The organism is Vibrio alginolyticus NBRC 15630 = ATCC 17749, assembly GCF_000354175.2.
Lineage (GTDB): Bacteria > Pseudomonadota > Gammaproteobacteria > Enterobacterales > Vibrionaceae > Vibrio > Vibrio alginolyticus.
This window is the reverse complement of sequence record NC_022359.1, coordinates 238368-259487: the sequence shown is the minus strand read 5'-3', so window position 1 is coordinate 259487 and position 21120 is coordinate 238368. Positions and strand designations below refer to the sequence as shown.

The 21120-nt window shown below is 45.7% G+C and carries 19 protein-coding genes and 1 riboswitch; of the genes, 9 read left to right on the top strand and 10 right to left on the bottom strand.

Annotated features, from left to right (window positions below; all coding sequences use genetic code 11):
• Positions 1-16: 16 nt before the first annotated feature.
• On the bottom strand, positions 17-739 hold the full coding sequence (nfsA, locus tag N646_RS16500; RefSeq protein ID WP_017820141.1) for an oxygen-insensitive NADPH nitroreductase: 723 nt from the start codon (positions 737-739) through the stop codon (positions 17-19).
• A 195-nt stretch (positions 740-934) separates the two neighbouring features.
• Between nfsA and N646_RS16495 the strand changes: the two genes are divergently transcribed.
• Positions 935-1576, top strand: coding sequence for a MarC family protein (locus tag N646_RS16495; protein ID WP_005374889.1), 642 nt, complete (start codon positions 935-937; stop codon positions 1574-1576).
• A 190-nt stretch (positions 1577-1766) separates the two neighbouring features.
• Positions 1767-2639: a patatin-like phospholipase family protein gene (locus N646_RS16490; protein WP_017820142.1), complete on the top strand. Its 873-nt coding sequence runs from the start codon at positions 1767-1769 to the stop codon at positions 2637-2639.
• A gap of 53 nt (positions 2640-2692) precedes the next feature.
• Here N646_RS16490 and gbpA read toward each other — a convergent pair whose 3' ends face one another.
• The 3 genes from gbpA to N646_RS16475 form a co-directional block, all read right to left on the bottom strand.
• Complete coding sequence (gbpA, locus tag N646_RS16485; protein ID WP_017820143.1) at positions 2693-4156, bottom strand: N-acetylglucosamine-binding protein GbpA; 1464 nt, start codon at positions 4154-4156, stop codon at positions 2693-2695.
• Between the two features lie 98 nt (positions 4157-4254).
• A riboswitch (cyclic di-GMP riboswitch) is annotated at positions 4255-4355 on the bottom strand.
• A gap of 272 nt (positions 4356-4627) precedes the next feature.
• Complete coding sequence (locus N646_RS16480; protein WP_005384595.1) at positions 4628-5128, bottom strand: fasciclin domain-containing protein; 501 nt, start codon at positions 5126-5128, stop codon at positions 4628-4630.
• A gap of 80 nt (positions 5129-5208) precedes the next feature.
• Positions 5209-6690 (bottom strand): cryptochrome/deoxyribodipyrimidine photo-lyase family protein, encoded by a 1482-nt coding sequence (locus N646_RS16475; protein ID WP_017820144.1) that lies wholly within the window; start codon positions 6688-6690, stop codon positions 5209-5211.
• A 108-nt stretch (positions 6691-6798) separates the two neighbouring features.
• Here N646_RS16475 and N646_RS16470 point away from each other — a divergent pair, with 108 nt between their 5' ends.
• Positions 6799-7104 (top strand): DUF6482 family protein, encoded by a 306-nt coding sequence (locus tag N646_RS16470; RefSeq protein ID WP_017634442.1) that lies wholly within the window; start codon positions 6799-6801, stop codon positions 7102-7104.
• Between the two features lie 68 nt (positions 7105-7172).
• Here the strand turns inward: N646_RS16470 and trhO are convergent, their stop codons facing one another.
• Entirely contained in the window at positions 7173-8153 is a 981-nt protein-coding gene (gene trhO, locus N646_RS16465) for an oxygen-dependent tRNA uridine(34) hydroxylase TrhO (RefSeq protein ID WP_017820145.1), read from the bottom strand.
• Between the two features lie 464 nt (positions 8154-8617).
• The gene (locus tag N646_RS16460; RefSeq protein WP_017820146.1) at positions 8618-9913 is read right to left on the bottom strand and encodes an alpha/beta fold hydrolase; all 1296 of its coding nucleotides are present in this window, start codon (positions 9911-9913) and stop codon (positions 8618-8620) included.
• A gap of 210 nt (positions 9914-10123) precedes the next feature.
• Between N646_RS16460 and N646_RS16455 the strand changes: the two genes are divergently transcribed.
• Positions 10124-11281, top strand: a complete 1158-nt coding sequence (locus N646_RS16455) for a D-alanyl-D-alanine carboxypeptidase family protein (protein ID WP_005484191.1) — start codon at positions 10124-10126, stop codon at positions 11279-11281.
• Between the two features lie 84 nt (positions 11282-11365).
• On the opposite strand, the gene N646_RS16450 is transcribed toward N646_RS16455, so the two are convergent.
• Both N646_RS16450 and N646_RS16445 read right to left on the bottom strand, forming a co-directional pair.
• The gene (locus tag N646_RS16450) at positions 11366-14023 is read right to left on the bottom strand and encodes an alpha-amylase family glycosyl hydrolase (RefSeq protein ID WP_017820147.1); all 2658 of its coding nucleotides are present in this window, start codon (positions 14021-14023) and stop codon (positions 11366-11368) included.
• 129 nt (positions 14024-14152) lie between these two features.
• Positions 14153-15610, bottom strand: a complete 1458-nt coding sequence (locus tag N646_RS16445) for a helix-turn-helix domain-containing protein (RefSeq protein WP_017820148.1) — start codon at positions 15608-15610, stop codon at positions 14153-14155.
• A gap of 167 nt (positions 15611-15777) precedes the next feature.
• Here N646_RS16445 and N646_RS16440 point away from each other — a divergent pair, with 167 nt between their 5' ends.
• Together N646_RS16440 and N646_RS16435 are read left to right on the top strand one after the other, a co-directional pair.
• Positions 15778-16431, top strand: a complete 654-nt coding sequence (locus N646_RS16440; protein WP_017820149.1) for an oxygen-insensitive NAD(P)H-dependent nitroreductase NfsB — start codon at positions 15778-15780, stop codon at positions 16429-16431.
• A gap of 69 nt (positions 16432-16500) precedes the next feature.
• Complete coding sequence (locus N646_RS16435) at positions 16501-16791, top strand: putative quinol monooxygenase (RefSeq protein ID WP_017820150.1); 291 nt, start codon at positions 16501-16503, stop codon at positions 16789-16791.
• Here the strand turns inward: N646_RS16435 and N646_RS16430 are convergent.
• The gene (locus N646_RS16430) at positions 16788-17711 is read right to left on the bottom strand and encodes a LysR family transcriptional regulator (RefSeq protein WP_005374928.1); all 924 of its coding nucleotides are present in this window, start codon (positions 17709-17711) and stop codon (positions 16788-16790) included. The genes N646_RS16435 and N646_RS16430 overlap by 4 nt on opposite strands.
• Positions 17712-17843: 132 nt before the next feature.
• On the opposite strand from N646_RS16430, the gene N646_RS16425 reads away from it, so the two are divergent.
• Positions 17844-18062, top strand: a complete 219-nt coding sequence (locus N646_RS16425) for a VF530 family protein (RefSeq protein WP_005374929.1) — start codon at positions 17844-17846, stop codon at positions 18060-18062.
• Between the two features lie 971 nt (positions 18063-19033).
• Here N646_RS16425 and N646_RS16420 read toward each other — a convergent pair.
• Positions 19034-19486 carry an acyl-CoA thioesterase gene (locus tag N646_RS16420; RefSeq protein WP_005374933.1) on the bottom strand — a complete coding sequence of 151 codons (453 nt, stop codon included), beginning with the start codon at positions 19484-19486 and terminating at the stop codon, positions 19034-19036.
• A 210-nt stretch (positions 19487-19696) separates the two neighbouring features.
• Between N646_RS16420 and N646_RS16415 the strand changes: the two genes are divergently transcribed.
• Both N646_RS16415 and N646_RS16410 read left to right on the top strand, forming a co-directional pair.
• Entirely contained in the window at positions 19697-20461 is a 765-nt protein-coding gene (locus N646_RS16415) for a ferredoxin--NADP reductase (RefSeq protein ID WP_017820554.1), read from the top strand.
• 180 nt (positions 20462-20641) lie between these two features.
• Positions 20642-21088, top strand: coding sequence for an RDD family protein (locus N646_RS16410; RefSeq protein ID WP_005374936.1), 447 nt, complete (start codon positions 20642-20644; stop codon positions 21086-21088).
• The last annotated feature ends 32 nt before the right edge of the window (positions 21089-21120 follow it).

Here is a 21120-nt window from a genome sequence, read left to right as displayed (position 1 = left end):
TATCGTATTGTGGTCATCACCTTTTAGTGAGTCCTTTACTGTTTAAGTAAGGCAGGATATGCGGACGTGATTCCCCAGCCAGTTTACAGGTGACTTCTTGCGACCAAGTACTCTGTTTTTGATTGCTCGAACGGTTTGCATAGTAGTTTTGCATAGTTTGGTCATACGTCTGAATATCATCCAAGCTTAGGTCTTGATACTGATTTTCATGCACCACGACATGCTTAGGTAGGCGAGGTTTTACTTCAGGGGCTTGATCTGGATGACCAAGACACATACCAAATAAAATGGCGGTATTTTTAGGTAAACCTAATAATTCGTCTACTTTTTGGGCATTGTTTCGTAAACCACCAATATACACACCTCCTAGTCCCATCGACTCCGCCGCAAGCAAGCAATTTTGTGCCATGATGCCCGAGTCTACAGCGCCTATTAGCGTTAACTCGGTAAAGTCAGCTTGAACATCTGGGTTGATACTGGCGTGGCGTTGGTAATCAATGCAAAACACCAAAAACTCAGCCGCGCTTTCAACGTACCCTTGATTTCCGGCATATTGAGCTAATAGCGTACGTTTTTCTTTGTCGGTCACGCGAATAATTGAAACGACTTGCAACATGCTTGATGAGGACGCCGCAAGGCCGGCTTGAAGAAGGGCATCTAATTGTTCGCTCTCAATCGGTTGTGAGGTGAATTTTCGAATTGAGCGGTGGTTGAGAATTGTTTGAATCGTGCTGTTCATGGTGACTTAACATCCCCTGTTACGTGTAAAGGCTGAAGACTCACCTTAGCGACATTTGATGAGTCGGTAAACTATCTCAAAAGAAAAACAATGCTTGGTGCATAAGTGTGAAGACGAATCGAGAATACACCACTCGTTCTGTTTGAGAGCGTATATACTGTTTTTAGAATCAATAATTTAAATGCAGTGGAAAATATGAAAGAACTCATTGTTCATACAGTTACGGTGTTTATGGGCTTCTTTGCCATCATGAACCCTATCGCCAATATTCCCATCTTTTTGAGTTTAACTGCTGATGAAGATAAAGAAACCATCCGTTCCATTGCGCTCCGCTCGGTTTTTATTGCATTTATTATCATCGCGATATTTTCTATTGCCGGTAAGTTAATTTTTGATTTGTTTGGCATCACGCTTTATGCATTGCGAATAACAGGCGGTATTTTGGTGTTTTTGATAGGTTTTAACATGCTTCAAGGTGATTCGACGCATCAGAAAACCAAAGAGAAGGCGTATTCACCAGCTCAGCAACGGGCGGCATTGAGTATTGCAGTGTCTCCACTGGCGATGCCAATATTAGCTGGGCCTGGAACGATTGCTACCGCGATGAACTTTGCGACAGCGGGTGGTTTCGATCAAACCATTATTACTATCGTTTCTTTCGCTGTCCTCTGTGTGATCACCTATGTACTGTTTTTATTTGGAGACAAATTGGTCAAAGCGGTTGGACCAAGTGCTCTAAATGTTGTGACTAAAATGATGGGCTTAATTCTAGCGGTTATTGGTACTCAAATGTTCATTGATGGCGCGGGCGAAGCCTATAAAACGGTTTTCTCCTAGATTTCTCTTAGACCTTGCCACCTTGGTTAAGCCCGCAATTACATTTCTAACGGGTACGGATTTTTTGAACTTTAGTTTTCATTTTCTAAGAGAGAAATAAATAGACTTCACCTATTTCAATAATAAGAATATTCAATTGTTGTGATTGCACGAATTTCATTACTCTTTTGGCAAGGAGAATGGGGGAAATATGGCAACAAAAGCAATTGTAGTAGAAGGTGGCGCGATGCGAGGCGTCTTCGCAAGCGGAGTGTTAGATGCGTTTTTAGAGCAGAGTTATAAACCGTTTGATTTTGCAGTCGGTGTATCTGCTGGTGCATCAAATTTGATTGGGTATTTGACCGACTACCCGCATCGCAGTATTAACGTCATTACTAAGCTGGCCACAAGCAAACGCTTTTTTGACCCGACTCGCTTCGTTAAAGGTGGAGACCTCATCGATGTGAAGTGGTTGTTTGAAGAATCTAATCGCTTGTATCCCGTCGATGAAAATAAACTGTTTAATGGCGTTCCTTTTCTCGCAGCGACAACAAATGTAGATACAGGGCAAGCAGATTACTATCGCGTGACACGTGATAATTTTCACCATGCGATTGAAGCGACAACAGCGTTACCGATTGCCTACAAGCATACCCCTTGTTTTTCTGGTGGTTGTTATACCGATGGTGGGGTCGCTGATTCTATCCCAGTGCGTGAGGCTTATCGTCGAGGGGCTCGCGACATAACCGTAGTACTCTCTCACCCGCTGAATTATGCCAAAAAACCAGTTAAGACCACATGGCTGATGAAGAAACTGTTTGCGGAGCACCCCAAAATGGCGGATGCGATGTTAAGACGTGCAGATAACTATAATCAATCATTAGAGTTTATTCGTAACCCTCCACCAGGAACACATGTTAGGGTGATTGCCCCACCAGATAATTTTCATGTTCAGCGCTTATCAATGCGACAATCCGTTTTACTAGAAGGGTATGAAATGGGGCTGATTGAGGGGCGAGCGCATCTCACTAGTTTATCTGGTGTTTATGGTTTAGACCGGGAAAATTGTCATTTTTGCGTTTGATTATAAAAGAGCCTCATAGTGAGGCTCTTTTTACTTAACGTTCGAAGGGTGATTTAGTTGACTTTATCCCAAGCCATCTCCCAGTGTGAACCTATTCCAGGCTCGTAATGGTTTGCGCTTTCTTTCCACTGCATACAGTAACCAGAGTATGGGAAAGGTTTACATTGATAAATGCCCCCGTCGCTGGCAAGCACTTTTGTGCCCGCCGTGTAGCTAGATAGTCCTTCAGGGAAGACAAAATCGTACTCATCAGATGGTGGTGGAGTAACTGACTCTTCTTTTAAGTGAAAGTCGAGTGTTTGCTGATCCACCAAGTTGCCATCTTTATCCTTAATACGTGTTACGAGCATATGGTGACCCGGCTCCGATTTACTTAAAGCGAGCGATATCGCCTCTACCGAGCCGTCTTTCATTTCGTTTGCCCAACTTGCAAGTGGTTCGCGATGGTGATTGTAAACGGTGAGTTCTGCATTTAAATCGCCTTCAGCAGTTAGTGTCAGATCCAACGTTGTCGGTGTTGACTCAATGATATACTCGTCTGCTAAGCCATCTACTGTGAGTGAGTATTCTGGGACAGGAGTTTCAATGTTATAGCCGATCTCTACTCGCTCAAGGCCGCTATTTGCTTGCAGATACACCGGATTAGTACCATAAACAGGAGTGAATTTATCCTCTGCATACTGCCCGGCTTGCAGTTTTGCTTGTTTTTGGTTTAGCTTAGTCGCGAGTGCGTAAGACCAGTTTTTCGCTTGGCCCATTGCTGCATCGGTAATTTCTAGTTCAGTTCTATACGCCAAGTTTTCACCTGCTTGATCAAATACGCGTGTATAAACCGAATCCCCAATATTTAAATCCATTGTAGGAATAATTTGACCGCCTTGCTTCCAATCTGGAATAACGGGACTGTCACCATCAAATTTCACATCGATCACGTTATAAAATGAGGCTGCAGTGTCGCCAACATCCCATACTGCCAGGATGACATGGTATCCCTCGCGAGTAGGCACATTACATTGATGGCTTACCTGTTTCGGGGGTTGAACCATATTGCCGTCGATGACACAGAAAGGAGTTAGATCAAAAGAGTCTCGTGATAGTGAAGCGTTTGGGTTCCAATCAGGCTTGGTGATGTAATATTTCCAGTCGCGCGTCACGTGGTTAGCGGTAAATGTCCATTCAAAAGTTTGTGTACCTGCTTGAATAGGGCGTTTTACCCAGCGGTCGGCAGTTTGCTCATCAAGGGCAGCTGCTAAAGCGGTTTCGGCACTCGCTATTTTACCATCGCGAGGCCCTGTTTCGGGAAAGCCATCAGGGCCTTCAACGCTTTGCGGTTCATATTGAATCGCACCGCAGTTATTATTTTTTTCGTTAGTATCTGGCGTTGGATACTTACATAGTGCCGAGCGACTTGCAGCGACACCACCATTGGTTTCTGATACATAACCGTGAGCCGCAGCACCTGAGCTAATGCTTGCAAGTGCTAACGCGAGTACGGATTTGGTTGGAAATGATTTCATCACATGTCCTCTGTTATGGCTGACAAACTAATGTCACACTCCGGCGCATGCTGAGCATAAAGCAACTCTACAGAAATTGGACTTCTGTAACACTGCGTCATGGTAACCCCGCTATCATGAGCATTCTTTTAGATTTTTAAATGCTGACAGACCGGAAGCTTTGCGTCCCACCCTTTCGAATGGTTTGCCGAAATGTGATTGAGCAGCCAAAATTTAGCTTAAGAATTTACATGTGGAAAAGTAAACGTCACTGACATGGAATCCTGTTCTCAAATTGAAAGATAACGATATCTTAACCTCGTCAATATTGTGCAGTGTTGTCTTGCAAGGTATTGATTTTAATTTTGTTTTTATCTTTTTTATAGTCATCGTGAATGAGTGGGGGTTTGTTGGGGATAAGTGGAGAGGAATCGTGCTAAGGGTGGAAGAAGTTCTGTCTAAAGGGCGGAGTGTACCGCCCTTTGAATGGTGTTATTTCGGCATGATGACAGTATCAATCACGTGAATGACACCGTTTTTAGCTTTCACATCGGTTGCAATGACATTTGCATCGTTAACCATGACTTTATCGCCCATGGTTTTAATCATCACATCTTGCCCCTGAACCGTAGTCGCTTTGTCTAGCTTAACAACATCGGCAGCCATCACTTTCCCTGGGACGACGTGATAAGTCAAAACAGATACTAACTTGTCTTTGTTTTCCGGCATTAAGAGCATGTCGACTGTGCCGTCTGGCAGTTTTGCAAAAGCGTCATCCGTTGGTGCAAAAACAGTAAATGGGCCTTCCCCTTTGAGAGTGTCAACCAAGCCCGCTGCTTTTACCGCAGCAACAAGCGTATTGAAAGAGCCGTTTTCAGCGGCAACGTCGACAATATCGGCTTTCATCATGCCATGCTCATGAGCCTTGACGGGAAGCATAAAAGATAACGTCGCCATCAGTGTCGCCGCGATAACTAAGATACGTTTGAACATAATGTGTTCCTTACTAGTTGAGGGTACAACTGGTTCCCTGGAGTGTGTTTGCATTTGTACGCATTGTGATTGAGAGATGATCATCGCGTCCTACTTTCTTTTGAGGGTCTAACATGTCGCGCAAGAATTCGTCTGCCTTCTTGTTTCACATCGGCTCGTTTCCGCCACGTCCATAAGCGCTCTCTTGCTGCCTTAGCTGCGTTGTCTGGTGTGATAATAGGTGCAAGGTAACGGCTATCTGGCTGCAACTGATACATGACAGCTTCCATCTGGGTCATTGTCCAAGGCTCGAATAAAAGAGGGGGAGGAACCATTTGCAATTCAGGTACCCACTTGTAGATGAACGTGCCGTCAGGATCATGTTCTTGGGCTTGCTTGATCGGATTATAAATACGGATTGTGTTAGTCCCGGTTACTCCTGCTTGCATTTGGAATTGTGGGTAATGAATTCCGGGCTCAAAGTCGAGAAACAGTTGCGCTAAATGCGTTACACCTACTCGCCAATTCATGTTCATGTGGTGAGTAAGAAAGCTAACCAGCATGGCACGCATGCGAAAGTTAATGTAACCAGTGTGGTGCAAACAGCGCATGCAGGCATCAATCAAAGGTACGCCAGTATGCCCGGATTTCCATGCTGCTAACTTTTCTTCATCGAAAGTACTACTTTGTTTAATCAATGGTTCGTAAGCCCGATTAACGCAGTAAAACTCCATGTCGTATTCCGATTCGAATTTTTGGATGAAGTGACAGTGCCAATGAAGCCGTGAAGACAATGCAATTAAGCTGCGACGAAACCCAGCGACTTGCCAGTGTTTCAAAAGGTATTGATAAACTTCACGCAAGGATATGTTACCCCAAGCGAGATATGGAGAAAGTCGAGTACAGGCTGTGCGTGAGGCTGTGGGACTAGAAATGCTTCGATAGTAATCACGACCTCGACGATGGAAAAAGTCCTCTAGTGTTTTCCAAGCGAGCCGGCTTCCTCCCGTTTGCATTCCTTTGCATTTTGATAGCCAGGATGATGGTGGCGAAAACGAACAGCCGAGAGCTTCTGCATCCAATGAATGCAATAAGTCGGTTTGGAGCTCAATAGGGCTTATTGAGGCTCTCATGACAGAGTCCCAATGTTTGTCCCAACCTTGCCGGTTTATTGCACCTCTGATTACAGCACCGTGTTCGAATTCAAACCAGTCGATGTTCTGCTCATACAGCCAAGCGGCAACTTGTCGGTCTCGTTCAAAGGTGCAGTTGAGTCCTATTTCTTGGTGAGAAAAAACAGCGTTGATTTGATATTGCGCTTGAATTGATTGGAAACATGCTAAGGCATCGTCAAACAGCACCGTGATTCGATGCCCATACGCTTTGAGCGTTTCATCCATGTCTTGCAGTGATTGCCAAACAAATCGCCAGTGGCGCTCAGAATAGTGTGGGTTGTTCAATAGCAATGGTTCAACAATATACAAAAGCACAGTTGGGTGCTTTGTTGATAATGCTTGAGTTAGTGGTTGATGGTCAGTCAGCCTTAAATCTCGCTTTAACCACACGACATTGATTGTTTGCATCGGAATCCTCTTTGTTTCCGATGTTGTACGCAAGTAAACCGAAGAAATCTCATCCAATGATCGGTTTTATTCCACAAAACGTAGAGGTAACTTTTAGGGAGGTGACACATGGCAATAGCATTGAGTAAGTTACAAAAATACTTCTATGTGGACAAATTGGTCATTCATTCGCTTGATCTCGCATTGTATCAGGCATCTGTTGTGATTGATGGAGAAGCGCAATTTATCACTGATGACAACGGTATCTTTTTGAGGGCTCATTCCCTGATCGAGATGCAAAAGAAGTGCAGGAATATCAAAGCAAATAAGCAGGTCTTAGTGCATCAAAGTGCTTATGATGAAATGGTGGGGCTACCCGAAGGTAAAAGAGACAATCAACTAGAGGTATTGGTGAGGGATACAAAATTGTATTGAAAGAGTATTGGTGCGCAGTAAAAGCGAGCCACCTTACGGCAGCTCGCTAAATATAAGGAGAGTTAGGCTTAGTCTTGTTTACGCTGCGCTTCTTTTTGCGCGTACTTAGCGGCACGTCGAGCTTCTCTTTGCTTGGCACTTTCACCACCAACATGCTGCTCGCCTCGCTGCTCTGCAAGAACAATTTGTTTTTCACGCTCGCGGAATCGAGCAATTTGTTCTTCTGAGTGTTTGCCGTGACATTTTGGACAGCTCACGCCTTGCTCGAACAATTCTGACTGTTTGTCTTCTTCAGTGATCGGTAGACGACAAGCGTTACATAAATCGTAATCTGCTTTTTCTAGCTGGTGGTTCACGGCAACACGACCGTCAAATACGTAACAATCGCCTTCCCACATGCTCTCTTCTTGAGGAACTTCTTCAAGATATTTAAGAATGCCGCCTTCTAGGTGGTAGACCTCATCAAAGCCCTGTTCTTTCATGTAAGCCGTTGATTTTTCGCAGCGGATACCACCGGTACAGAACATCGCAACTTTCTTGTGTTTTGCCGGGTCCATGTTTTCTTTTACATAGTCTGGGAATTCACGAAAGGTTTCAGTATTTGGGTTTACAGCGCCTTTGAATGTCCCGATCTCGATTTCGTAATCATTACGTGTATCGACAACAAACACTTCAGGATCAGCAATAAGATCGTTCCACTCTTGAGGTTTCACGTAAGTACCCACTACGTGGCGAGGGTCTATACCTTCAACACCTAATGTTACGATCTCTTTTTTCAATTTCACTTTGGTGCGATTGAATGGCTGGGTCTCAGAATACGACTCTTTGTATACGGTGCCAGTCAAACGAGGTTCGTTGTTTAGCCACTCCAGTAGCGTATCAATACCTGCACGATCAGATGCAACAGTACCGTTGATACCTTCACTTGCCAGTAGTAATGTTCCGCGAATATGGTGTTTTTCCATCAACGCAAGTAATGGCTCGCGTAGCTCTTGATAGTTATTCAGCTCAACAAACTTGTACAGCGCACAAACTACATACTGACTCATGAGGTTTCCTTTAAAAATACAGGTGGTCAACGACCTTAAAATTTTAGCGGCACGAAGTATACCTGACTAAACTAGTCGGAAATACGGACAAATTATACGGATATTATGAGTAGGCGGGGCCTGGCGGTCTTTGGTAGGGGGAGCATGTCCGCAGGTGAAGCCGCTATGTGTTCAAATTATAAGCATTAATTATAGTGGGTTAGGTAGGTTGGAGCCGATACTTTTGGTTTAAATTTATGCTGTTATTCTCTTTTAGGCCCTTCAAAAAAGTTAGGCGCAAGAAGCACCAAGTAATCACCGGAGTCATTGACAAGGAAAGGACATGTCGCAGTTTTATACATGAGGTGGTGAGGGATAAAGGTTTAGGGACAAAGAGTGAATGACTGATCGCCATTGTTCATAAACCGCTATAAAACGCCTTTTCACCACATACTGAAAAGGCGTTTTTCTAACGTCTGCCGTGCTTATTTCAACGTAGCTGCGGTCTGTTTTCCCATGGCAATGAGCCTGTCGAGAATACGTTCACCGTCGGCACGTAAGCCGTTGTGCTCGTACTCATTGGTGATCCACGCTTTTGAGTTTGGTATTAACGCGAGCGTCTCTCGGCTGATATCCATTTCAACAAACATATCATCGGCGTAAACGGCGCAACTGACAGGCACTTTGTTCTGAGCCAGTTGTGTTTGATCGTACAGCGTTGTCCAATCTTCTTTCGCTGCCAATATTTCTGCGGTGTCTTTTAGTGGCTTGAGGTTAACGTATTGGTCGAACATCCATGGGAAGACCATTTCCCCCGTAAAGTAAAATGGCTTGCCAGATTCATAATTAAACTCTGATCGGGTTTGGCGAACGCGGTGCGCACTCCAATTCGACGCGAAGCTTTGACAGTAAATCGATTCATGCAAAATGGCGTAGATCGGGTTGGTTTGGAAGTTTTGCTGCGCCAACATATCGTTTAAGAACTCATAACGAAGTTGTGGTTTGCCGTTCACTTCAATCAACGCGCTTTCTAGCCAATAGTAAGTTGGTAAGAAAGTATCACTCACACCAAAGTTGATGCCGATTTGTTGAAATTGCTCCACCGTGAAGCGTTGACCATTTGGTAGGTACTCTTCATTTTCCAGCAAGTGATTCGCAATGTTTTGGCAAAGTTGTTGCGCACTTGGAAATTGTTGGAAGAACGCTTGGTTTTTCTCCATGGTGCGTTTGAAAGTGGCTTCATACACATCGTCGGCATGACGTGAGACTGATGGCACGCCACCTGTGATGTAGCTTTGTAGCAAGCTATCTGGGAACAAAGACAAATAGGTGAGGGAGCAAAACCCACCAAAGCTTTGACCTAAGATCGCCCATTTTTCGACGCCAAATTGCTCACGAATGTATTCCGCGTCGCGCACGATGTTATCCGCTCGGAAGTGGCTCAAGTAGTCTGCTTGTTGCTCTGGCGTGAGGTGAGCAAGCGTCTGGTGATTAATTACGCTGCTGTTGCCCGTACCGCGCTGGTCGAGAAGCAAAACTCGGTACTCTTGCAGGGCGCGTTTTACCCAGCCGTTATTGCCGTTTTGACGTGGAGAGGGAAAGCCAGGCCCGCCCTGAAAGTAAACCAACCAAGGTTTGGTCGATTCTTCATCGCCAACTAGGCAAACCGAACGGGCGAAGACTTCAATGGTGCCTTTGCTCGCGTCTTGGTAATCCAGAGGAACGGTAAAACTGTGGGGAGTGTAATGCAATCCTGCGTCGATAAATGATTGAGCGTTCATTGTTATCTTTATTTCCTTATTGAGGGGTAGCGCTACTTTACTGCGAATGGCGCGAAGAACCAATGCTATTTCCCAATTGCCTCTTTAGTTCTATACCTTGGTCAAATCAATGTAAGTTCAAGAAAATGAAACGATTAGCGACTGGTGCAACTGGTTGAGTGAGCTATGCTCAATAGAGTTGCGACAAAGTAAGAGCATGGAGGAAGTCGGATGAAAGTGTCACTGGCTCGATGGACAATTGTGACTTGTTTAATAAGCGTACCTACTTTTGCCGTTGTTACGCCCAACCCACCTCAGTTACAGGCAAAAGGCTACGTATTAATGGACTTTCAATCCGGTGCCATTATTGCCGAGCATAATGGGCGAGCAGGCCTTGCTCCGGCGAGTTTAACCAAGTTGATGACCGCTTATGTAGTTGGACAAGAAATCAAAGCGGGGCGTTTGAAATGGGATGATGTTGTCACCGTGAGCGAAAACGCGTGGTCGGCCAAGTTTCCCGGTTCTTCTAAAATGTTCATCAAACCGAAAGATGAAATTAGTGTTGCGAACTTAATGCGCGGCGTGATCATCCAATCAGGAAATGACGCGTGCGTTGCACTGGCTGAGCACGTTGCAGGCAGTGAACGCGGCTTTGTCGCCTTGATGAATGGTTGGGCGGAGAAATTAGGACTGCAAGACACCTATTTTGTGAACTCCCATGGTCTTGATAGTGATGGCATCCAAACCTCACCAACCGATATGGCAAAACTCATGCAGTCGATCATCAGCGATGTTCCTGATGTGTATGCGCTATACAGCGAGAAAGTCTTCAAATGGAACGACATTACGCAGTACAACCGCAATAAGTTGTTATGGGATAATTCCATTGATGTCGACGGGGGCAAAACCGGCTACACCAGCAATGCCGGATACAGCTTGGTGAGCTCGGCCAAAGAAGGAAGAATGCGCCTTATCTCGGTGGTGATGGGTACGCCAAGTAAACAGGCTAGGATCAGCCAATCGAAGAATCTACTCAGCTATGGTTTTCGCTTTTATGACACCAAGCAAGTTGCTAAACAGGGGGAAGTTGAGTCTAAAGTTCGCGTTTGGAAGGGAAATGCTAATCAAGTTGAAGCGATCTTCGCTAAAGATGCCTATCTCACTCTACCTCGTTCAATGACGGCTGGGCTTGATAAGAGTGTGGTGTTAAATGAACCGTTGATTGCGCCGATCGCGCAAGGGGATGAGATTGGTAAGGTCGTTTGGAAAAGCGATGACAGTACCGTGGCGAGTTATCCCTTGGTCAGCAGCCAAGCGGTAGAAGAGGGCTCGTGGTTCGGTCAGCTTTGGGACAGTCTGGTGCTGTGGGTGAAATCGTTCTTTAACTAGAATAAAAACGAGCAGAAGTGTCTTTCTGCATTTTTTTGTTGATGGCCGCCCAGCTAAACGCTGGGCGGTGCTTTATTTAACGGTTTATTCCGACAAGGTGATGATTGGTAAATCGTCCCAAATCTTACTTTCATCCGATGCGCCACCGGAGAAGTTCCAAGGGCCTTTGTCTTGTTCTAGCGGACGGTAAGTTGCCGAAAGGCCGTCTAAGTCCCAAGTCGTGACATAGAAGCGGATACCATCGAGCGAATCTGGGCGGCCTAGTGCATCGCTAGCAAAGTCCATCGAAATGGTGTTGTTGGCTTTGTCTACCGTGACCATTGGTGCTGGCGTTACGGCTTCTCCCCATGTCGTCGCATTTGCTCCTTTGGTGTTGTAAATCGAGCTTTGCCAGCCAAAAACAACCGCATTGCGACTCCAGGTTCCGTTTGGCATAGAAGCGTTGATCTTCGGTAGCTCAGACAAGTTGGTTGCGGCTTCTTCCGGTAAATCAATAAAGATGGTGAAACCCACGTGGTCGAAGCCGTTTGGTGGCAACCAAGTGTCGGTGATTTTGTCCATAGTGAAGGTCAAGCGTACGTTACTGCCAACGGTAAACACTTCTGCTTTGTTGATCGCGAGTTGGCTGTTGTCTTTGTCGAACGTTGGATCGGTTGGTAATGAGTAGTTGCCGTTTGGGCCGCCCACGCCGTCTTGTGCATCGCCCGCATCATCAATGGTGTCGTCCGGCGTGTTTGACCAGCTTAGGTTGGAGACAAAATTCACGTCCTCGATGCCTGCTTTTTTCTCGGTGGAATAAATCGCGAAGCGGTGCTGTTGCTCGCCAATCGCAAAATGACGAGTCGACAGCGTGACACTAAACTGACCATCAGCACCTACAGTAATGGTTTGCGCTGTTTCCAAGTTACCATCGACGACGAGGTTCAACTTCTCGTTGGCGTTCGCACTACCCGCGATAACAATATCACCAGTGATGGTTTGTCCTTCCCAATCCTGCGCTAGTTGGATGTTGAGGTCTGGGGTATCTACAGATTGATTGCTGCTTGTTTTTGAGTAAATCACTGCTGACTTGGCTGGCAACTCAAGGGTTACGTGACCGTTTTCATCGGCGATTAACTGCTCTGGAGCGTCCGCCCAATTCGACATGATTTGTTGTTGGAAGACGGTGCCGCCCGCTTGCTCTACATCGAGTTGGTTCATCAACATTGGGGAGTTAGATGTGTTCATTACCACTAAGACTTCGTCGTTATCCAAAGTGCGGGTAAAGGCGAACACACCTGCACCAGCTTTATCGCTGCCAATGACTTTCATTTCGCCGCGTGTCATGACTTTGTTTTCGGTACGTAACTTAGCAAGCTCTTGGATGAACAAGTACATCTCGCTGTTTTGGTCGAATGAGTCTACGTAGTTGCCATCTTCACGGTACCCTCCGGCGAACATCGCATCACGCGCCGCTGACATCGCTTGCTCTGTACCTTGGTAAATCACAGGGATGCCCGGTACCGCCATCATTGTGATCAGAGCTTGCTTCATATCGTTGACACTGCCTTGCGATAGAAAACGTGGCGTATCGTGGTTATCAATGAAGTTCGGCATGATGTATGGATTTGGGAACATGTCCATCATTTTCTCAAGACGGAAACGTAAATAGTCGGTCGGTTGCCCTGATGCAAATACGCGCGTCATGGTCGCTTGCAATGGGAAGTTCAGTACCGAGGTTAGCTGTTTCGGCGAGCCACTTTCACCGATGTAAGTCAGCATCTTCTCTTCGCCTTCGGTGTGGTAAGGCGTAGATGTTTCGAATACTTCACCAAAGGTCAGGAAGTTATCGCGACCGGTATCAACCGCTTGAGTCATCACACCATCGTCGGCGTGCAGGAAGTCGTTCCAGAAATCGTGCTCAACAAACTTCACCGTATCGATACGGAATCCGTCGACGCCGACTTCGCGAATCCATTTTCGGTAGCTCTCTTTTAGATAAGCGCGTACTTCAGGATCGGACGTATTAAGGTCATCCAAATCAGAGAGCTGCCAGGTTTTTTCTTGTACCGGATCGTTGTGGTCGGTGATGGTTGGTGTCCAGTGGTAGCTGCCTGTGCCGTCTGTTTTACACTCGTTCATGTTGAGTGGGTACGGCAGTTCTTGCCCGGCGGGTAGTGTATTTTTAATCAAACGGAAGCCTTGGCAAGGTAGGCTTGGATCATAACTGTAAGGATCATCGTAGGTGAAGAAGTTGCCTACATGGTTGGTCACGATGTCCTGAATTAAGAACATGTTACGCGCATGCACTTCGCGTGCTAACGCTTGGTAGCTTTCCATGTCACCAAAGTGCTCATCCACTTTTTGGAAGTCACGCGCCCAGTAGCCGTGGTAGCCGCCGTAGTTTTGTTCTGCGTCCCACCATTGGTTTGCCACTGGCGGCGTAATCCAGATAGAGGTTGCGCCTAGGTCTTCGATGTAGCCCAGTTTGTCGCTGACACCAACCAGGTCACCACCACTGAATTTTTTGTCTGAGGTAGGATCGTACTCATTCTGACCTTGATCGTTAAGCGTGTTGTCGCCGTCGTTAAAACGGTCGATCATCAAGAAGTAAATGATCTGGTCTTGCCAATCAGGAGATGCCACGTGGCTTCCTGTATCTGCTGGCGTAGTCTCATCGCTACCACAGCCAGAAAGAGCTAAGGCGATCGCTAAAGGGAGTATTTTTATTTTATTCATTGGGTTAGGTAAGGTTTCAAACACGGTTTTTGTCTCCGTTATGCAGCAATGCGGAAACGATAAAGCAAAGGTTAGAAATTGAGAGTGTCATTTTGCGCCAAAAAAGACGTGAAATGATGTCACGAAGAGACGATTTTGATCTGACCGACAGTTTTAATTGAGTGGTTGCACAATAGGATATTGTATCGGGTAATGCTCTTTCGCGAGCTCGTTGTCGGATTCATCATAAAGGCGGAAACGGCACTGCTTTGCAGTTTGAGTGAGCGATAATTGCAGCACCCAACAAGCATAATGTAGCGAGTGTTGGGTCAAGCGCATTGCGTGAGGTGTGGGGTCATCATCGACGTAACAGTTAATCCTCGAAACGTTTTCAAGTCGGCATGCCAGTTCGATAAAGAGCGTGTATTGCGCCCCAATATTAATAAGCTGCCGAGTCGGGACAATGTATTCCGTTGCGCCAATTAAAAGCCCCTTAGAAACCACATAATCACGCTGGTGGTTATTCTCAATGTAACGTTCTCCATCGACTTCATAACACAGGCGAAAGGTAAGGGGATGCGCTACCGGAAGTTCGGTCGTCGCCCATAGTTCGGTGCCATTATTCAAAAAACGCTCGAAGAAGGCTGGGTAGCGACGCCACGTGCCATCACGGTCTCGACATTCAACGGAGACCACTTTTTCAAACGCAATATTATCCACTTCCATCCAGATTTTACCGACGGGTTGGTCAATGTCGTTATCGGCTAAAGTATTCGCTTTGGCGTAGTACAAGCGGATGGGTTGGTTGTTGAGATGAGTGCGGTTATCTAAGCACTGCTGGCGATATTGCATGGGTGAAAACGGATACCAACGACGAAAAGTGCGGTGAAAGTTCGAAGGTTCTTCATAACCAAGTTGATAGGCGATTTGCTGCGTTGTGAGTTGGGTGTCGGCAAGCAAAGTGAGTGCTTGCTTTCTTTTAGCGAAATCAACGCATTGAGAGTAGCTCATTTGCTTTTCTTGCAGTCGACGTTGCAAGGTGCGTTTGGAGACGCCCAGTTGCCTTGCCGCTTGCTCTAACTTGAGCGCGTAATTACTGTTTTTGATGAACAAGGCGTTCAAAACACTCAGCAATTCTGGCTGTTCAATTGGTTGGTGAGAAAGCAGCAAATAAACATGTTTCACCAGTTCAAACACGCTTAAACTGGTTTTAGAATCTCGCGTTTCCCCTAGAAAAATATCGGCCGCGAGTGGATTGCTGGCTTGAACTTGTATTGATTCACTTAGCTCAAGCGTCTCCAACTGCATTTTGAGCAAGCCAAACACCGACTCCGCCCAATTTGGCATATCGGCTGTTCTGCATTCTACTTGCAGATGGATTTGGGCATCACCATGTTGAAATGTGACGTACAAACGGCGGTCGAATAATGAGACACTTTTACTCCACCAAAGCAGCCCTTCCTGGAGGTTAGGCGCTTCTTTCAACATCATGCATTGCAAGGCCACCAACTTCTCAATGTGCCAATATTCGCCGGCAATTCGAAGGTGATTGTGACCGAGCTTTTTGCACAGAAAGGATGTAATAACGTTATCTTGAGGCTGCATGAGTTGAGTTTGGTTGCGAGCAAACATGCATTATTGCCGAAAAGATGAAGAAATTCAGTGAGAACGCTCAAAGCCTTTCTTATCGTTTTATTTTCAAATTTATTTTGAAAATGTTTTTAATCGAAATCGGTTTTTCCCTTTATCTCATGAGGTTATGCTGTTACACAGCTTAAATTCATTAATTGGAGAACCTCATGGATATCGTACAAGCTGCAAAATCTCGTTACTCAACGAAAGTGTTTGACTCAACGCGCAAGCTATCTCAAGAAAAAATCGACGCAGTTAAAGAGCTGATTCGTTTTAGTCCATCGAGTGTGAACTCCCAGCCTTGGCATTTCATTCTGGCAAGCACAGAAGAAGGCAAACAGCGCATCGCTAAAGCGGCGCAAGAGAATTACGCGTTTAACGCGGCGAAGATTCTCAACGCTTCTCACGTATTGGTGTTTTGTGCGAAAACAGGCATTGATAACGACTACATTGAAGCGCTAATGGTGCAAGAAGAAAAAGATGGTCGATTCCCAACTGAAGAAGCGAAAGCGGCTGTACGCGGTGGTCGTAGCTACTTTGTGAACATGCACCGTTTTGATCTGAAAGATGCAAACCATTGGATGGAGAAACAAGTTTACCTCAACGTGGGTACGTTGCTGTTGGGTGCTTCGACGCTAGAAATTGATGCAGTACCAATTGAAGGGTTTGATCCAAAAGTGCTGGATGAAGAATTTGGCTTGCGTGAAAAAGGTTATACCAGTGTTGTGATCGTGCCGCTTGGCTACCACGCGGAAGATGACTTCAACGCGAAAACGCCAAAGTCTCGCTGGGACGCAGAAACCGTATTCACCGAGATCTAATTCAAGCTTACTTGCAGGTTACGTAGAACCCTGTAATCAATATATAAATCGCAAAAGAGTGATAAAACGATGATCCACTTAGTCGCAGAAGTTAAAGCCTATCCAGACCGTAAGGATCAGGTGGCGAATTTGCTTTCTGGTTTACTAGAGCCAACTCGCAAAGAAGAAGGCTGTTGCCAATACGAGTTGTATCTTGACGAGAAAGTTGAAGGCCTATTTATGTTCCAAGAAATCTGGGCATCGCAAGAGGCCTTGGATAAGCATTTGCAAAGCCCGCACATGGCGACGTTTCTTGAAACATTAGAAGAGAACGATTGGGTTGAATATACCCAGATTCGTCCTCTTCGATTTATCGCCTAATGACAGAAGGTTGCCAGCACGTTGGCGCGTTGCTGGCAGCATTTTTGTTGGATAAAGTCGCGGAAAGTCCGAATCGTTGGCGTTAGTAACCGACGATCGGCGCACACCATGTAGAGCGGCACTGGGCCGCAATCCCACTCTGGTAACACTCGCACCAATCTTCCCTCGATTAAGTCTCGGCTAATGTCCATCAATGATTTATTCGCAATGCCTTTGCCTTTGATCGCTAACCGGTGTGGCAAGTCACTATCGTTGCTCAACAAGTTACCGCTGACCACGATTTGTTCTTTCTCGCTGCCACGCGTGAGCGTCCATTTGTTGTAGACCGAATCCGCGACCATGTAGCACAAGCAGTTGTGTTGCGTTAAATCGGCAGGAGAGGCGAGTTCTGGATGTGTAGCTACGTACTCTGGCGATGCACATAATATCCGTTCGTTTGACCCACATAATGCCAATACGACCAGATTGGAGTCGGCCGGCTCGCCGTAGCGAATCGCAATATCGACAGGCTTTGTGTACATATCCGTCAAGCTATCGGACAGCTCTAGTTTGATGGAAACATTTGGGTAGAGATCGATGAACTCATCCACCCAATCGAGCAACATATTGCGACCAAAATCGGAGGGTGCAGTAATGTGCAGCTGACCAGACAACTCCCCGCGCGCACTTGAGATCTGATCCAACCCCTCTTGCAATGTTGCCAACGCTTGCGTGGTTTTGTCTAAAAACAGTTCGCCCTCTGAGGTTAAACGCAGGCTTCGGGTGGAACGCACAAACAACGGGAAACCGATTTGCCCTTCAAGACGCTTAATCGATGCGCTAATGGCGGCAGGTGTCATGTCCATACTGTTAGCGGCTTTTGAAAAGCTGCCTTGGCGCGCGGTTTCGACAAAAATATTGAGGTCGTTGAGGGCTTTCATAATGAAAAGGGCTTTTAAGAAGTTTGGGCTACTATAGGGGAGAGTCGTAGGCCAATTCAAGGTTAAAACATTAGGTTGCACGGCGAGTTTGAGTTAGATTAGCGCGCAACTTCACTTTACCGGATCAATAGCATGAGCCAACAGCAGCCGAATAACCCACTTCACGGGTTGAGTTTAGAGAAAATCGTCACCCGACTAGTTGAACACTTTGGTTGGAATGGCATGTATGAGCGCGTTCGTGTGAACTGTTTCAAGAAAGATCCTTCAATCAAATCGTCGCTGAAGTTCCTGCGTAAAACGCAATGGGCCAGAGATAAGGTGGAAGCGCTGTACATCGAGACATTCTGCTAACCGCTCTATGGTCTGCAGCAAGCGGCAAGCAGATTCTTAGTCTCGCTATGGCTCGCTAGAATGACGCAGCTTTTCTTATCGCGTAGGCTGGAAGAGTCGCGCTGCTGATGCGTCTCAAGCGAGATTTCGGATGGTCACTTAGGCTTGTCTGGAATCGCTTTTTTAGATGGTTTTGTAGAGGTCAGAGTCAAACTCGAACCGTCATTCTGAACCGCGAGGAACGAGCGTGAATCAGAATCTACCTTCAGATTGTATTGAGTTTATTCATGGCTTTATGGTCTGCAGCAAGCGGCAAGTAGATTCTTAGTCTCGCTTTGGCTCGCTAGAATGACGTAGCTTTTCTTATCGCGTAGGCTGGAAGAGTCGCTCTACTGATACGTTTAAAGCGAGATTCCGAGTGACTCACTTAGGTTCTTCTGGAATCGCTTTTTTAGATGGTTTTGTAGAGGTCAGAGCCAAACTCGAACCGTCATTCTGAACCGCGAGGAACGAGCGTGATTCAGAATCTACCCTCAGATTGTATTGAGTTTATTCATGGCTTTATGGTCTGCTGCAAGCGGTAAGTAGATTCTTAGTCTTGCTATGGCTCGCTAGAATGACGAAGTTTTTCTTATCGCGTAGGCTGGAAGAGTCGCTCTGCTGATGCGTCTAAAGCGAGATTCCGGATGGTCACTTAGGCTTGTCTGGAATCACTTTTTTAGATAGTTTTGTAGAGGTCAGAGCCAAACTCGAACCGTCATTCTGAACCGCGAGGAACGAGCGTGATTCAGAATCTACTCTCAGATTGTATTGAGTTTATTTATATCTCTATAGGCCTGCAGCAAGCGGTAAGTAGATTCTTAGTCTCGCCTTGGCTCGCTAGAATGACGCTAGTTCTCTTATCGCGTAGGTTGGAAGATTAGCCATACGTTATTCCCGACAGCGATGAAGAATCGCTGTCGGGAACCTCGCCTTTAATCTCTCATTTCTTGCTACTCTAAATGATGCGTGCTACCCACAGTTCCTTCCAAATCTAAAATCGACTGGCGAACGTGGTCTGGAATCGCCGCTTTTACGTTGTTCTTAAAATCAAACATCACACCAGTGGCGGTCGCGATGGTCGCAATTTTACCCCACTTCTTACTCAGCACTTGGTACTCCATCGTGATGCGATCTTCTTGCATGTCGATTACGCGAGAACCGACTAATAGCGTGTCTGGGTAAGTAACAGGCAATTTGTAGCGGCATTGAGTCTCGCTCAGTACTGGCCCAATTTGCGAGGTCTGCAGGTCGACCAGCAGGTTAATTTTGTTGAAGTAATCTAAACGTGCGGTCTCGAAGTAGCGAAAATAGACCACGTTATTAACGTGTTGCAGAGCATCCATTTCACCCCATGCGACTTTTATCTCTGTGATAACGGGAAAGTCCTTTAACAGTGTGTCCATTTCTATTGCTCCTTTTTCATCTGCTTTGCCACAAATTGCGACGCGACTTATCACTTTGAGCATTTATTCTAGATGTAATCATTTAATATGTAATAAAATTGTTTTTAAAATGTGAAATGAAATAGTGGTTTGATTATGTAAACCAGAAACTTTACATAATCGAGTTGAAGGCGTAAGTTTAACTAAGAGTAACCAGATAGGAGGTGTCTCATGATTGAACTCAAAGGTTTCAACCTCGCAAGAGTTGAGAAACGCATCGATTGGACAGGTGAGCTGTTCAGTTTGAGAATATCTGGCGCGCCTCTTTCCTTTAAAGCTGGCCAATTCACCAAGCTTGCTTTGCTTGATGATGAAGGTAAGCCGATCAGCCGCGCTTACTCTGTGGTTAATGCGCCAAGCGAGCAATTCGATTGGTTGGAGTTTCTAATAGTAGCCGACCCTCAAGGACAACTTTCTCCACGGCTCCAAAAGCTTAAATCTGGTGATAGCATTTATGTCGGTACCACCGCACATGGCGATTTAATCCATGATTCTATTCCTAAACAGGCTCATGACCTGTGGCTGCTATCTACAGGTACGGGGATTGGACCGTTTTTGTCGCTGCTGGATGATATAAACTTACCGCCTCACAATGAGCGCATTGTGCTGGTTCATGCCGTTCGTTTCGAAAAAGATCTGGTTTATAAATACCTAATTGAACAGCTTCAGCAACGATATGAAGGCAGATTAAAGTATATACCGATAGTCAGCAGGGAAGTGGTTGATGGTAAATTACAAGGCCGAATTCCTGAACTCATCGAATCGGGTTTACTGTCCAACGCCGCTGATGCGCCATTCTCAGCTCAGCGTAGCTTTGTCATGATGTGTGGGAATCCACAAATGATCAAAGATACCGTGCCCGTTTTACAAGAGCTAGGCTTGGAAAAGTATCGCCATCAAACTGGGGGAAATATCATTTACGAACGTTACTGGTAGCGTTTTGTTAAATTGATACGGTTATGCTCAAGATGTAATGATTACTTTTGAGATACGACCGCGATTTAGTATGTTCTTAGTTGAATATTATGTTGGCAATACCTAAACTGCGCTCACCATTGCGCGTCTGTACACTCAGTCATTCTCGCTTAACCAATTACATTGAGGTGACTGAAGTCCATGTATGCTTTTATCGCGAGCAAGCAACAGAGAATCATTGCTGGTTTTATCGACCTGCTCTTTGCGATGGTGGTCGTGTTAATCATCGCATTGAGTATTAACTCTTTTCTTAACGACTTTCAGCTCTCTTTAGCAGATAACCTCACGCTTGTTCGTGAAACTCAGGCGTTTTACTTGCTTTCTTTACCAACGGTTTTAATGATCAACTGGAATGCATTGAGTCATGGGCAAACCATTGGTATGCGCATGATTGGTATTAAAGTTGTAATGAAAAATGATAGTAAGGCAACGAAAGTTACAGCAGGGTTAAGGCTTGTTATTAGCTACTTGCTGGAGATGCTCATTCCGGGGATCCCGTTGGTAAATTTGGCATTGTTGTTCTTTCATCCGGAGCGACGATTGTTGCATGACTTGATCGCCAATACTAAAGTTGTCCAAGCTTCCTAATTTTTGATCAAAAAAGCCACGTGAAGTGGCTT

Excerpts from the sequence above, each read along its gene's own strand:
- nfsA (WP_017820141.1), bottom strand. The coding sequence starts at position 739 with ATGAACAGCACGATTCAAACAATTCTCAACCACCGCTCAATTCGAAAA.
- N646_RS16470 (WP_017634442.1), top strand. The coding sequence starts at position 6,799 with ATGGCAATAGCATTGAGTAAGTTACAAAAATACTTCTATGTGGACAAA.
- N646_RS16420 (WP_005374933.1), bottom strand. The coding sequence starts at position 19,486 with ATGGACACACTGTTAAAGGACTTTCCCGTTATCACAGAGATAAAAGTC.
- N646_RS16475 (WP_017820144.1), bottom strand. The coding sequence starts at position 6,690 with ATGCAAACAATCAATGTCGTGTGGTTAAAGCGAGATTTAAGGCTGACT.
- N646_RS16445 (WP_017820148.1), bottom strand. The coding sequence starts at position 15,610 with ATGTTTGCTCGCAACCAAACTCAACTCATGCAGCCTCAAGATAACGTT.
- trhO (WP_017820145.1), bottom strand. The coding sequence starts at position 8,153 with ATGAGTCAGTATGTAGTTTGTGCGCTGTACAAGTTTGTTGAGCTGAAT.
- N646_RS16490 (WP_017820142.1), top strand. The coding sequence starts at position 1,767 with ATGGCAACAAAAGCAATTGTAGTAGAAGGTGGCGCGATGCGAGGCGTC.
- gbpA (WP_017820143.1), bottom strand. The coding sequence starts at position 4,156 with ATGAAATCATTTCCAACCAAATCCGTACTCGCGTTAGCACTTGCAAGC.
- N646_RS16435 (WP_017820150.1), top strand. The coding sequence starts at position 16,501 with ATGATCCACTTAGTCGCAGAAGTTAAAGCCTATCCAGACCGTAAGGAT.
- N646_RS16410 (WP_005374936.1), top strand. The coding sequence starts at position 20,642 with ATGTATGCTTTTATCGCGAGCAAGCAACAGAGAATCATTGCTGGTTTT.
- N646_RS16430 (WP_005374928.1), bottom strand. The coding sequence starts at position 17,711 with ATGAAAGCCCTCAACGACCTCAATATTTTTGTCGAAACCGCGCGCCAA.
- N646_RS16460 (WP_017820146.1), bottom strand. The coding sequence starts at position 9,913 with ATGAACGCTCAATCATTTATCGACGCAGGATTGCATTACACTCCCCAC.
- N646_RS16480 (WP_005384595.1), bottom strand. The coding sequence starts at position 5,128 with ATGTTCAAACGTATCTTAGTTATCGCGGCGACACTGATGGCGACGTTA.
- N646_RS16455 (WP_005484191.1), top strand. The coding sequence starts at position 10,124 with ATGAAAGTGTCACTGGCTCGATGGACAATTGTGACTTGTTTAATAAGC.
- N646_RS16495 (WP_005374889.1), top strand. The coding sequence starts at position 935 with ATGAAAGAACTCATTGTTCATACAGTTACGGTGTTTATGGGCTTCTTT.
- N646_RS16425 (WP_005374929.1), top strand. The coding sequence starts at position 17,844 with ATGAGCCAACAGCAGCCGAATAACCCACTTCACGGGTTGAGTTTAGAG.
- N646_RS16440 (WP_017820149.1), top strand. The coding sequence starts at position 15,778 with ATGGATATCGTACAAGCTGCAAAATCTCGTTACTCAACGAAAGTGTTT.
- N646_RS16415 (WP_017820554.1), top strand. The coding sequence starts at position 19,697 with ATGATTGAACTCAAAGGTTTCAACCTCGCAAGAGTTGAGAAACGCATC.